The following is a 12,140-nucleotide window of genomic DNA, read 5'->3' as shown; positions in this document are numbered from 1 at the left end:
CCGCTTGGCGCCAAGCGGTTGACCCGGTTGAGCACCGCTCAGGGGCGTTTTTCCTGGAATCACTTCGTCATCCCGGACGGAGCGAAGTGGAGATCCGGGATCCATCGTTGAGCTCCGGAGCCCTCCGATGGATCCCGGGTCAAGCCCTGGATGACGACGAGGTTCACGCCGATAGCAAATGCAGCTTGCAAATTCCAATATCTGAGAATTATTCTCCATTCATGGAGTTTGAACATGACACCGAGATCGACCGCGTGCTCGGGCAGCGCCTCAAGGCGGCCCGCCAGCGCCAGGGGCTGACGCTCGACGCGCTTGCCGAGCGCAGCGGCGTCAGCCGGGCGATGATCTCGCGCGTCGAGCGCGGCGAATCGAGCCCGACGGCGGCCCTGCTGGTCCGGCTCGGCTCCGGGCTCGGCCTCTCGCTCTCGGCCTTGCTGGAGGAGGATGCAGGAAGCGGGCCGCTGGCGCGCCTGAAGACTCAGCCGGTCTGGCGCGATCCGGCGAGCGGCTATCTGCGCCGTAACGTCTCGCCGCGCGGGACGGGCTCGGGCTTCGAGATCGTCGAGGTGGAGTTGCCGGCCGGTGCCGAGGTCAGGCTCGACAACGCGACCGGTGCCCCAGTGCTCGACCAGCAGATCTGGGTGCTGCGGGGGAGGCTGGACCTGACCGTCGAAGGTATCCGCCACGAGCTTGCCGAGGGCGACTGCCTGCAGATGCATCTGCGCGGCCCGATCGTCTACCGCAATCCGGGCGACGCGCCCGTCCGCTACGCTGTCATCCTCGCTGCGAAAAGTGGCGCCTTCCCGGGACATATCGCATGAATGCGCGCGCTTTCACCGTCGCCATCGAAACGCTCGACGCCAAGGCTGCCGAGGCGGCCGTTCCGGCACTGGCCGAAATCCTGCGCGACAGCGTCGCCAGCGGTGCTTCGGTCGGCTTCATGGACTGGAACACGACGGCCGACTACGAGCGCTTCTGGCGCGATGTCGCGACGGGCGTCGCGGGCGGGCAGATCGTCCTGCTGGCCGCGCGGAACGAGGACGGCCTCGTCGGCACGGCCCAGCTTCACCTGATCGGCAAATCGAACCAGCCGCACCGGGCCGAGATCGCCAAGGTGCTGGTGCATTCGCGGGCCCGCCGGCAGGGCATCGGCGAGGCGCTGATGCAGCGGGCCGAGACGATCGCGCGTGAGAAGAGCCGCGACCTCCTCGTGCTCGACACCGACGAGCACGGCGCTGCGCGGCGGCTCTACAACCGGCTGGGCTGGACCGAAGCCGGAACCATCCCGCGCTATGCGCTGATGCCGGACGGAGCCGATTGCGGCTCGACGTTCTTCTACAAGAGCCTGGCTTGAACCACCCTTGTCATTCCGGGGCACGCCGCAGGCGTGAACCCGGAAACCACGACTGGGTGGGGCATTTGAGATCCAACGGCTGGCCGCTCGCCCGGTCGTGGATTCCGGGTTCTTCGCTACGCGAAGCCCCGGAATGACAGGAGGGGCTCAACCCTCGACCTTGCCGCGGATGTAAGGCTCGACCGGGCCCTTGAGCGTGATCGTCATCGGGCGGCCGAAACGGTCCTTGGCGTTGCCGGCGGAGACCTTCACCCAGCCTTCGGAGACGCAGTACTCCTCGACATTGGTCTTCTCGACGCCCTTGAAGCGGATGCCGATATCGCGGGCCAACACCTCTTCATTGTAGAAAGGGCTGTCCGGATTGACGGAAAGACGGTCGGGAAGCTGCTCGGACATGGGTCTCGCACCTAGACTGGAAAAGTGTTGCTTTGCCCGCTCGATAGCCGCTTCCGCCGGCAAAGCCAACTCAGGGCCTTGAGGCCGGCCTAGCGGCTGCCGTCCAGAAGGCGGCCGACGACCTTGGCGGTGTAATCGACCATCGGCACGATGCGGGCATAGTTCAGGCGCGTCGGGCCGATGATGCCGACGACGCCGACGATGCGCTGCTCGGCGTCGCGGAAGGGCGCGGCGACCATCGAGGAGCCCGACATCGAGAACAGCTTGTTCTCCGAGCCGATGAAGATGCGCACGCCGTCGCCATCCTCGGCCCGCGTCAGCAGGTCGATGACGTCGGTCTGTGTCTCGAGATCGCCGAAGAGCATGCGGATGCGCTCGAGGTCCTCCTGCGCGCGGAGATCGTCGAGCAGGTTGGCCTGGCCGCGCACGATGAGATGGCGGTCGCTGCCGGGGCCGGCCTGGGTCGCGATGCCGCTTTCGACGAGGCGGGCCGTCAGCGCATCAAGCTCGCGCTCCATCAGGGCGCGCTGCCCGCCGATCTCGCCGCGCAGTTCGGCAAGCGTCTTGCCGAGGATACGGGCGTTGAGAAAGTTCGCGGCCTCGCTCAGCGCCGAGGCCGGCAAGCCGGCCGGGAGCGCCAGCAGGCGGTTCTCGACCGTGCCGTCCTCGGACACGAGCACGACCAGAGCGCGGGCCGGATCGAGCCGGACGAACTCGATATGCTTCAGCCGGACATCGGCCTTGGTGGTGACGACGACGCCGGCGCCGCGCGACAGGCCGGACAGCAGCGCCGAGGCTTCGGTCAGCGTCTGGTCGAGATTGCGGTTGCTGGCGGCAACCCTGATCTGGGCCTCGATGCGCGCGCGCTCATCGGCCGTGAGGTTGCCGACCTCCATCATCGCATCGACGAAGAAGCGCAGGCCCCGTTCGGTGGGCAGGCGCCCCGCGGAGGTGTGTGGCGCGTAGATCAGCCCGGCCATTTCGAGATCGGTCATGACATTGCGCACCGTCGCGGGCGAGAGCGCCATCGGCAGCAGGCGGGCAATGTTGCGCGAGCCGACCGGCTCACCCGTCGTCAAATAGCCGTCGACGATCTGGCGAAAGATCTCGCGCGAGCGCTGGTCGGTCTCGACCAGGCTGCTCATCGTCTCGGGGCGGGGCGTATGGGCGCTCATGAACCTTTTTCAGGCGAACCGTCGTTCTCGTCCTATTGTCGTCATGCAAAGCGCGGGGATCAAGGGGCGTCCTTGCTCGTGCCTCGCCCGCGCCTTGCCGTGCGCGGCGCAAGCGCCTACAAGCCGCCACTTCCCCAGAGACAGGATCAATTCATGCGACCCTCCAAACGCGCCGCCGACGAGATGCGCAAGGTCACGCTCGAACGCGGCGTGGTGCGCTATGCCGAGGGTTCCTGCATGGTCACGTTCGGCGAAACCAAGGTGCTCTGCGCCGCGACCGTCGAGGAAAAGGGGCCGCCGTGGCTGCGCGGCACCGGCAAGGGCTGGGTCACCGCCGAATATTCGATGCTGCCGCGCGCCACGCATGAGCGCACGCGCCGCGAGGTCACCTCGGGCAAGCCCTCCGGCCGCACGCAGGAAATCCAGCGCCTGATCGGCCGCTCGCTGCGCGCCGTGGTCGATCTCACCGCGATCGGCGAGCGCCAGATCGTCGTCGATTGCGACGTGCTCCAGGCCGATGGCGGCACGCGCACGGCCTCGATCACCGGCGCCTGGGTCGCGCTGCACGACGCGCTGAAATGGATGGAAGGGCGCGGCCTGCTCAAGGGCACGAACCCGCTCAAGGACCATGTCGCCGCGATCTCCTGCGGCATCGTTGCCGGCAATCCGGTGATCGATCTCGACTATGTCGAGGATTCCGGCGCGCAGACCGACGCGAATTTCGTCATCACCGGCTCCGGCGGCATCGTCGAGGTGCAGGGCACGGCCGAAGGCGCCCCCTTCTCCGAGGAGGAGCTGCTCGCGCTGCTCAAGCTCGCCAAGGGCGGCGTCGCCAAGCTCGTCACGCTGCAGAAGGCGGCGGTGGCCTAGTTGCCGTCATAGAGCACAGCGTCATCCCGGACGCAGCGAAGCGGAGATCCGGGATCCATCGTAGAGCGCGGCGCCTTTCGATGGATCCCGGGGCAAGCCCGGGATGACGGCGTGGTTCCAGAGGACAAAAAGAGATGTCGGAGCACCGCCTCCTCACCGGCAAGGTCGTGATCGCGACCCATAACCAGGGCAAGTTGCGCGAAATGCGTGACTTGCTGGCGCCCTATGGCATCGAGCTCGTCTCGGCCGGGGAGCTCGGCCTGCCGGAGCCGGTCGAGGATGGCTACATGTTCTCGGAAAACGCGGCGATCAAGGCGGTCGCCGCGGCGAGCGCCAGCGGTTTGCCAGCGCTTTCCGACGATTCCGGCATCTGCATCGACGCGCTCGACGGCGCGCCCGGCCTGTTCTCGGCCAACTGGGCCGGACCGGGGAAGGATTTCGGCCCGGCGATCGGGCGCGTGCAGATGGAGCTCGCCAAGCGCGGCGCCATCACGCCGGAGAAGCGCAAGGCACATTTCGTCTCGGCGCTGGTGATCGCCTGGCCTGACGGGCACCAGGAGCTGTTCGAAGGCCGCGTCTTCGGCACCGTGACCGAGCAGGCGCGTGGCCTCGGCGGCTTCGGCTACGATCCGATCTTCCTGCCCGATGACCATGACAAGACCTTCGGCGAAATGACGGCCGAGGAGAAGCACGGCATTCCGGCCGATGGCTCGCCCGGCCTGTCGCATCGTGCGCGCGCCTTCCATGTGCTCGCCACCGCCTGCCTGAGGAAGCCGGCGTGAGCGCCCCGGCCGCCCTCGCCGCGCGGCCTTCAATCCTGCATCCGACGGCGGATGCGGGCTTCGCCGTCTATGTGCATTGGCCGTTCTGCCTGGCCAAATGCCCCTATTGCGACTTCAACAGCCATGTCCGGCTGCAGCCGCCGGACCAGCAGCGCTATATCGCCGCCTTCCGCCGCGAGATCGCGCATCGGGCCGCGCTGGCGCCCGGACGTACGGTCTCCTCGATCTTCTTCGGCGGCGGCACGCCCTCGCTAATGGAAGGGCGGACCGTCGGCGCGATCCTCGATGCGATCGGCGAGCATTGGGCGGTCGATCCGAACTGCGAGGTCTCGCTCGAAGCCAACCCGACCAGCGTCGAGGCCGGGCGCTTCCGCGATTTCCGGGCGGCCGGCGTCAATCGCGTCTCGCTCGGCGTGCAGGCGCTGAACGATGCGGATCTCAAGGCGCTGGGCCGGATGCATTCGGCCGAGGAGGCGCTCGCCGCCGTCGCGATCGCGCGCCAGTACTTCGAGCGCTATTCCTTCGACCTGATCTATGCCCGCTCGCCCTTGCAGACGCCCGCCCTGTGGCGCGCCGAGCTGGAACTGGCAATCAGTCATGCGGCCGAGCATCTCTCGCTCTACCAGCTCACGATCGAGCCGGGCACGGCGTTCGAGCGGCTGTTCCGCGCCGGCAAGCTCGCCATTCCCGATCATGATGCGGGCGCTGCGCTCTACGAGACGACGCAGGAGATCACGGCCAGGCACGGCCTGCCGGTCTACGAGATATCGAACCATGCGCGGCCCGGCGCCGAGTGCCGACACAATCTCGTCTACTGGCATTATGGCGAATATGCCGGCATCGGCCCCGGCGCCCATGGCAGGCTGGTGACGGCGGAAGGCCGCATGGCGCATTCGACCGAGAAGCGGCCGGAGGTCTGGCTGGAACGCGTCGAGGCCGAAGGCCACGCGCTGGTCGAGGACGAGCGCCTATCCGAAGAAGCGCAGGGCGACGAATATCTCCTGATGGGCTTGCGCCTCGTCGAGGGCATCGATCCGCAGGTGTTCAAGGCGCTCGCCGGGCGCGCGCTCAACGCCAAGCGTGTCGCCAGCCTGATCGAGCAGAAGCTCTTGATGGAACGCTCCGGCGGCCGGCTCGCGGCGACGCCGGATGGCGCGCTGCTGCTCGACGCACTGGTGGCCGATCTGGCGGCGTGACCACGGCTCTTGCCGGCCACGCACCCCTTAGCTATCTTTTTAGCTAAGGAGGCATTCATGGCCCAGTTCTCGGTTCACGAAGCCAAAACCAACCTGTCCAAGCTGATCGCAGACGCGCTTGAGGGCGGAGACGTGGTCATTGCCCGCGGCAACGTGCCGGCGGTGCGGCTCGTACCGGTCACACCACGCGGCAAGCGACAGTTCGGAGCCCTCAAGGGCAAGATCGCCATCGACGCGCGCTTCGACGAGCCGTTGCCCGAGAGCGAACTCGACGGGTGGAATCTCACGTGAGATTGCTGCTCGACACCCATGCCCTGATCTGGTGGCTTGCAGGTGACGAAGCGCTGAGCGGCCGTGCCCGCGAAGCGATCGGGGACGAGGTCAACAGCATCGCCGTCAGTGCCGCCTCGGCCATGGAAATCGCCACCAAATTCCGCATCGGCAAGCTGCCCAACGCGGCAGTGCTGGCGCAGAATTTCGAGGCGATCATAGCCGATCAGGGCTTTTCCGAACTGCCGATCTCCAACCATCATGCATTGCGGGCTGGTGGGATGAACATCGCGCACAAGGACCCGTTCGACCGCCTGCTGATCGCGCAGGCCCAGGCCGAGGACATGGTTCTGGTTTCGAACGAAGCCCTGTTCGACGGCTTCGCCGTCGAACGCCTCTGGTAGCGCGGTTCAGCCCTTCCCCAACCGCACCCCCGTCTTCGGATCGAAGACATGGACCTTGTCGGGATCGACGGTGATCCAGAGCCGGCCTTCCTGCGCCGCGACCTCGCCGGTCGCCGCCTGCATCACGAAGGGCTGGGCGGCAAGCTTGCCGTGGAATAGCTGGGTCGCGCCGAGTTCCTCGATGAACTCGACGTCGAAAGGCAGCGAACCCGCCTGCCCTTCCGAAGCAATCTCGACATCCTCGGGGCGCAAGCCCACTTCGACCGGGGCCTGCGCCGCCAGATCCTCGCGGAGGTCGCGAACCTCGATGATGGTGTCGCCAAGCGCGACGATGCCGGGGCCGTCGACGGCGCCGGGCAGGATGTTCATCGGCGGCGAGCCGATGAAGGTCGCGACGAACTTGCTCGCCGGCTTGCGGTAGACTTCGGCCGGCAGGCCGATCTGCTCGACCTGCCCGGCATTCATCACGACCAGCTTGTCGGAGAGCGTCATCGCCTCGACCTGATCGTGGGTGACGTAGATCGCAGTGACGCCGAGCGCGCGCTGCAGCTTCTTGATCTCGACGCGCATCTGGACGCGCAGCTTGGCGTCGAGATTCGAGAGCGGCTCGTCGAAGAGGAAGACCTGCGGCTTGCGTACGATGGCGCGGCCCATGGCGACGCGCTGGCGCTGGCCGCCGGAGAGCTGGCGCGGCCGGCGCTCCAGGAAGGGCTCGATCGCGAGGATGCGCGCGGCTTCCTTGACGCGCTTGTCGATCTCGTCCTTGGGCGTGCCGCGGTTGCGCAGGCCATAGGCCATGTTGTCGTAGATGTTCATATGCGGGTAGAGCGCATAGTTCTGGAACACCATGGCGATGTCGCGGTCGGCCGGCTCGACCTGGTTGACGACACGATCGCCGATCGCGACCTCGCCGGACGAGATCGTCTCAAGGCCCGCGACCATGCGCAGCAGCGTGGACTTGCCGCAGCCGGAGGGGCCGACGAGAACGCAGAAGCCGCCATCGGGGATGTCGAAGGAGACGCCCTTCACGGCTTCGACGCCGCCGGCATAGACCTTCTTGACGTTGCTGAGAGTGACCTGGGCCATTCGCGGATTACTTCTCGGTTTCGACCAGGCCCTTCACGAAGAGCCTCTGCATGGCGATGACGACGAAGACGGGCGGCAGCATCGCCAGCATGGCGGTGGCCATGGCGAGCTGCCATTCCGTCAGGGCGTCGGCGGTGACGATCATCTTCTTGATGGCGATGACGATGGTCTGCATCGAGTCCTTCGTCGTTACCAGAAGCGGCCAGAGATACTGGTTCCAGCCATAGATGAACTGGATGACGAAGAGCGCGGCGATCGTCGTCATCGAGAGCGGGATCAGCGTGTCCTTGAAGAACTTGAACGGGCCGGCGCCGTCGATCTTCGAGGCTTCCAGCAACTCGTCGGGGATCGTCATGAAGAACTGCCGGAAGAGCAGCGTGCCCGTCGCCGAGGCGATCAGCGGAATGGCGAGGCCCTGATAGGTGTCGAGCATGTTGAGATCGGAGACGATCTTGAAGGTCGGGAAGATGCGGACCTCGACCGGGAGCATCAGCGTGATGAAGATGATCCAGAACGCCGCCATGCGGAACGGGAAGCGGTAATAGACCACCGCATAGGCCGAGAGCACGGAGATGAAGATCTTCCCGAGCGCGATCGTGATCGCCATGATGAAGGAGTTTATCATCATCCCGATCACCGGCTCGCGCGTCGTGCTCGACGTGCCTACGAAGAGGATGCGGTTGTAGTTCTCCAGGAAATACGGGCCGGGATAGAGCGGCATCTGGCCGTTGATCACGGTCGCGGCGTCCCAGGTCGAGGCGACGAAGGTCAGCCAGACCGGGAAGGCGACGATCAATACGCCGATCGTCAGGATGATATAGGCGATCAGGTCGCCCAGGCGGCGGTCTTCGACCATCAGGCGGCCCTCCCCATCTCACGCAGCAATCCGGCCAGCGCATCCGCACAGGCATCGAGGCAGGCCTGGCCCTTGGCGGGCGTGGCACGGCGGGCATCGCCGACCACGCCGGTCTCGGTCATCTCCCGGAAGGAGCGGTGGCGCGAGACGGTCGGCCGCCCCGGCAAGCCGTCGCGGGCACCGAAGGCTTCCGGCAGACGCGGCTCGCGCACCGAGCCCGGCGCCAGCACCATCATCATCGAGGTCTCGACCTCGCAGGCATGCTGGACGCCCTTCTGGTCTTGCAGCAGCGGCGGGAACGCGTCCTGCGCCAGTATGAAATAGGTGGTCGCCTCGACATGCAGCCGGGTCTCGCGGGCGAAATCGGGCAGGAAGGCGGTGAGCGCGGCGATGTTGCCGCCATGGCCGTTGACGATCAGCACGCGGTGGAAGCCGTGGCGCTCGATGCTCTTCAGGAAGGAGAGCAGAACGGCGCGATAGGTCGGAATGTCGAAGGTGAAGGTGCCGCCGAAGGCCATGTGGTGCTCGGCCATGCCGCACCAGAGCGTCGGCGCCACGACGACCTCGACATCATCGGCGCGCTCGGCCGCGGCCTTGCAGACGCCACTGCACAGGATCGTGTCGACACCGACAGGCAGATGCGGGCCGTGCTGCTCGATCGACGCGACGGGCAGGACGACGATCGTGTCCGTCGCGGCCTTGGCGCGCAGTTCCTCGGCGGTGAGGTCCATCCAGAGCACGGAAGAGGATCGGGTCACGGCGCGGGCCTCAGCAGCGGGAAGAAGAAGGCTTCGGTCAGCGTCTTCGCCAGGAAGGGCGCGCGCGTGGCTGCTTCGCCCTCGTTGACGATGATCATCGGCGTGTGATTGAGAACCTTGTAGGGGCCGTCCTTGCGCCGCTCGACGAGCGAACCGGCATTCAGCGAGCGCAGGACGAGGGTCAGGTCCCGGCTCTTCAGGCTGCCGGTCGGCGGCGAGACGTCGAAGCGGACATGCAGCAGCCGGAACATGTCCAGCCCCTCCTCCGCGCCTCTCCGATCGAGCGCCGCGTCATCGGCGAAGGCCGGAACGGCGACGAAGCGGATATTCGCCTGCCCGGCCTGCTTGCGCATCTCGCCGATCAACTGATTGCAGACGCGCTCCGCCCAGGCCAGCGTCGTGTCCCGTCCGCAATTCAGCACGACGCCTGACCAGACGTCGATCCGGCGCGCCTGCGCGCCGGCCACCGCCGGCAGCAGCAGGAGGCCGATGAGCGCGACGGCGAAGGCGCTGGCCGGCAGCCGCATCAGTAGCTGACCTTGCGCTCGATGAAGCGGAACTGCACCGCGGTGAGCCCGATCACCATGATCAGCAGCAGCACCGACTGCGCCGCCGAACCGCCGAGGTTCGAGCCGCCCTTGCCGTCCGAGAAGACCTTGTAGACCAGTGTCTCGGTCGCGCCCGAGGGGCCGCCGCCGGTCACCGTGTCGATGATGCCGAACGTGTCGAAGAAGACGTAGACGATGTTGACGACGAGCAGGAAGAAGGTCGTCGGCGAGAGCAGCGGGAAGACGATGGTCCAGAAGCGGCGCATCGGCCTGGCGCCGTCGATCACTGCAGCCTCGATCACACTCTTGGGGATCGATTGCAGGCCGGCGAGGAAGAACAGGAAATTGTAGCTGATCTGCTTCCAGGTCGCCGCGAGGATGACCAGCAGCATGGCATGGTTGCCGTTGAGGCGCGGGTTCCACGGAATGCCCAGCGATTGCAGGCCCCGCGCGAGCATGCCGAGCGAGGGATCGAACATGAAGATCCAGAGCACGCCGGCAATGGCAGGCGCCACCGCATAGGGCCAGATCAGCAGGGTCTTGTAGATCTCGGCGCCGCGGATCTGCCGGTCCGCCATCACGGCGAAGAGCAGCGCGATCGAGAGCGAGAAGACGCAGACGAAGGTCGAGAAGATCGCCGTGTTGATGAAGGCCTTGAGGTAGCCGGGATCGGCGAAGAGCATCTGGTAGTTCTCGAACCAGACGAACTGCGTCGAGGTGCCGAAGGCGTCCTCGAGCAGAAAGCTCTGCCAGACCGCCTGGCTCGCCGGCCAGTAGAAGAACACGATGGTGATGGCGAGCTGCGGCAGAAGCAGCAGGAAGGGGATCGTCAGCCCCTTGAAGTATGCGTTCTTCTGCATCGGCTTCCCTGGAACGAGACGGCCATCCCGGACGGAGAGTGTCCGGGATGGCCTTGGGTTTGCAAGCGCGAACGGCTCAGCGGGCCGCGGTACGCTCGAACTGGCGGAGCATCTGGTTGCCGCGCTCGACCGCCGCATCGAGTGCCGCCTTGGGGGTCTTCTGACCGTTCAGAGCGGATTCCAGCTCCTCCGACCAGACGTCACGGATCTGGACGAGGCTGCCATAGCGCAGGCCCTTGGAGTTGTCGGTCGGAGGCTTGTTGGTCAGCTCGAGGATCGGGGTCTCGAGATAGGGCTTGTCCTTGTAGAAGCCGGACGCCTTGACCTTCTCATAGGCCGCCTTGGTGATCGGCAGGTAGCCCGACTCGGTGTGCAGCTTCACCTGCCGGTCGACATCGGAGAGGAAGGAGAAGAACTTGGCCACGCCCTTGTACTCGGCCGGCTTCTTGCCGCCCATGACCCAGAGCGAAGCGCCGCCGATGATCGAGTTCTGCGGGGCGCCGGCGGCCTCCGGATAATACGGCATCGCCGCATTGGCCCAATCGAACTTGGCATTCGCGCGGACATTGCCGAAGAAGCCCGAGGAGGTCAGGAAGATCGGGCATTCGCCCGAGGTGAAGCGACCTTCGCCATTGTTGGTGCGGCCGGAATAGTCGTAGGTCTTGTCCTTCTGCAGCTCGACCAGATTGGTCCAGTGCTTCAGGAAGAGCGGGCTCTGGTTGAAGTTCATCACCGCGTCGGCCCCGGCCATGCCGTTGACCTTGGTCGAGAGCGGGATGTTGTGCCAGGCACCGAACTGCTCGATGTTCGCCCAGGGCGCCCAGGCGTTCGAGACACCGCACTTGTCGTAGCCGGCAGCCTTCAGCTTCTTGGCGGCCTCGAAGGTCTCGGGCCAGGTCTTCGGCGGCTTCTCCGGGTCGAGGCCCGCCTTCTTGAAGGCGTCCTTGTTGTACCACATCACCATCGACGAGGAGTTGAACGGCATCGAGAGCATCTCGCCCTTGGCCGTGGAATAGTAGCCGCTGATCGCCGGGAGATAGGCGGCCGGATCGAACTTCTCGCCGGCTTCCTTCATCATCTCGTGGACGGGCTTGATCGCGCCCTTGGCCGACATCATCGTGCCGGTGCCGACCTCGAAGACCTGCAGGATATGCGGCGCCTGGCCGGCGCGGAAGGCGGCGATGCCGGCGTTCAGCGTGTCGGGATAGGAGCCCTTGTAGACGGGGACGACCTTGTAGTCCTTCTGCGAGGCGTTGAAATCCTCGGAGAGCTTGACGACGACGTCGTTATTGGCGCCGGTCAGCGCATGCCACCACTGGATCTCGGTCTGCGCCAGCGCAGGCGAGGCGCCGGCGAGCGCAAAAGCCGCGACCGACATCAGGATGCGGGATTTGATGCTCATGGAATGTCTCCCTTCCGCGGGCGAGCGCCGCCGCGGTTCTTGTCGTTGGTGCGCAAGCTAGCATGAAGCGCAGGCGACATTTCAATGACAAATCGATGACGACCGGCGCAATGCGCCTATGGTCTGGGTCCGGCTTGCGCCGTCGCGCGGAACAAGGTGTTCTCCATCTCCCGACGATTTCGT

At 65.9% G+C, this 12,140-nt stretch carries 15 protein-coding genes; 7 read left to right on the top strand and 8 right to left on the bottom strand.

Annotated elements, in window-relative coordinates; all coding sequences use genetic code 11:
• Positions 1-221: 221 nt before the first annotated feature.
• Together Q9235_RS12550 and Q9235_RS12545 are read left to right on the top strand one after the other, a co-directional pair.
• Positions 222-821 carry a helix-turn-helix domain-containing protein gene (locus Q9235_RS12550; protein ID WP_306227746.1) on the top strand — a complete coding sequence of 200 codons (600 nt, stop codon included), beginning with the start codon at positions 222-224 and terminating at the stop codon, positions 819-821.
• Entirely contained in the window at positions 818-1,354 is a 537-nt protein-coding gene (locus Q9235_RS12545; RefSeq protein WP_306227745.1) for a GNAT family N-acetyltransferase, read from the top strand. Before Q9235_RS12550 ends, Q9235_RS12545 begins: the two co-directional genes overlap by 4 nt.
• 147 nt (positions 1,355-1,501) lie before the next feature.
• Here the strand turns inward: Q9235_RS12545 and Q9235_RS12540 are convergent, their stop codons facing one another.
• Together Q9235_RS12540 and hrcA are read right to left on the bottom strand one after the other, a co-directional pair.
• Positions 1,502-1,750 (bottom strand): DUF3297 family protein, encoded by a 249-nt coding sequence (locus Q9235_RS12540; protein WP_257733185.1) that lies wholly within the window; start codon positions 1,748-1,750, stop codon positions 1,502-1,504.
• An 89-nt stretch (positions 1,751-1,839) separates the two neighbouring features.
• Entirely contained in the window at positions 1,840-2,925 is a 1,086-nt protein-coding gene (hrcA, locus tag Q9235_RS12535) for a heat-inducible transcriptional repressor HrcA (RefSeq protein WP_306227743.1), read from the bottom strand.
• Between the two features lie 153 nt (positions 2,926-3,078).
• Here hrcA and rph point away from each other — a divergent pair, with 153 nt between their 5' ends.
• The 5 genes from rph to Q9235_RS12510 all read left to right on the top strand — a co-directional run bounded on the left by rph (position 3,079) and on the right by Q9235_RS12510 (position 6,447).
• On the top strand, positions 3,079-3,795 hold the full coding sequence (gene rph, locus Q9235_RS12530; protein ID WP_061970926.1) for a ribonuclease PH: 717 nt from the start codon (positions 3,079-3,081) through the stop codon (positions 3,793-3,795).
• A 134-nt stretch (positions 3,796-3,929) separates the two neighbouring features.
• Positions 3,930-4,577, top strand: a complete 648-nt coding sequence (rdgB, locus tag Q9235_RS12525; protein WP_306227741.1) for an RdgB/HAM1 family non-canonical purine NTP pyrophosphatase — start codon at positions 3,930-3,932, stop codon at positions 4,575-4,577.
• Positions 4,574-5,773, top strand: a complete 1,200-nt coding sequence (gene hemW, locus Q9235_RS12520) for a radical SAM family heme chaperone HemW (protein WP_306227739.1) — start codon at positions 4,574-4,576, stop codon at positions 5,771-5,773. The genes rdgB and hemW overlap by 4 nt, the downstream gene beginning before the upstream one ends.
• A gap of 57 nt (positions 5,774-5,830) precedes the next feature.
• Positions 5,831-6,064 carry a type II toxin-antitoxin system Phd/YefM family antitoxin gene (locus tag Q9235_RS12515; RefSeq protein WP_306227738.1) on the top strand — a complete coding sequence of 78 codons (234 nt, stop codon included), beginning with the start codon at positions 5,831-5,833 and terminating at the stop codon, positions 6,062-6,064.
• Positions 6,061-6,447, top strand: a complete 387-nt coding sequence (locus Q9235_RS12510; RefSeq protein WP_306227736.1) for a type II toxin-antitoxin system VapC family toxin — start codon at positions 6,061-6,063, stop codon at positions 6,445-6,447. Before Q9235_RS12515 ends, Q9235_RS12510 begins: the two co-directional genes overlap by 4 nt.
• Positions 6,448-6,453: 6 nt before the next feature.
• On the opposite strand, the gene Q9235_RS12505 is transcribed toward Q9235_RS12510, so the two are convergent.
• The 6 genes from Q9235_RS12505 to ugpB form a co-directional block, all read right to left on the bottom strand.
• A complete protein-coding gene (locus tag Q9235_RS12505) occupies positions 6,454-7,533 on the bottom strand; it encodes a sn-glycerol-3-phosphate import ATP-binding protein UgpC (protein ID WP_306227734.1) in 1,080 nt (359 codons plus the stop codon).
• 7 nt (positions 7,534-7,540) lie between these two features.
• Positions 7,541-8,389 carry a sn-glycerol-3-phosphate ABC transporter permease UgpE gene (ugpE, locus tag Q9235_RS12500; RefSeq protein ID WP_306227732.1) on the bottom strand — a complete coding sequence of 283 codons (849 nt, stop codon included), beginning with the start codon at positions 8,387-8,389 and terminating at the stop codon, positions 7,541-7,543.
• Positions 8,389-9,147 carry a creatininase family protein gene (locus tag Q9235_RS12495; protein WP_306227730.1) on the bottom strand — a complete coding sequence of 253 codons (759 nt, stop codon included), beginning with the start codon at positions 9,145-9,147 and terminating at the stop codon, positions 8,389-8,391. Before Q9235_RS12495 ends, ugpE begins: the two co-directional genes overlap by 1 nt.
• Entirely contained in the window at positions 9,144-9,674 is a 531-nt protein-coding gene (locus Q9235_RS12490; protein ID WP_306227728.1) for a hypothetical protein, read from the bottom strand. The genes Q9235_RS12495 and Q9235_RS12490 overlap by 4 nt, the downstream gene beginning before the upstream one ends.
• The gene (ugpA, locus tag Q9235_RS12485) at positions 9,674-10,555 is read right to left on the bottom strand and encodes a sn-glycerol-3-phosphate ABC transporter permease UgpA (RefSeq protein ID WP_306227726.1); all 882 of its coding nucleotides are present in this window, start codon (positions 10,553-10,555) and stop codon (positions 9,674-9,676) included. Before ugpA ends, Q9235_RS12490 begins: the two co-directional genes overlap by 1 nt.
• A gap of 76 nt (positions 10,556-10,631) precedes the next feature.
• Positions 10,632-11,957, bottom strand: coding sequence for a sn-glycerol-3-phosphate ABC transporter substrate-binding protein UgpB (ugpB, locus tag Q9235_RS12480; protein WP_306227724.1), 1,326 nt, complete (start codon positions 11,955-11,957; stop codon positions 10,632-10,634).
• Between the last annotated feature and the right edge of the window lie 183 nt (positions 11,958-12,140).

Origin of the sequence: Bosea beijingensis, assembly GCF_030758975.1 — a bacterium.
Lineage (GTDB): Bacteria > Pseudomonadota > Alphaproteobacteria > Rhizobiales > Beijerinckiaceae > Allobosea > Allobosea beijingensis.
This window is presented reverse-complemented; position numbering and strand designations above follow the sequence as displayed.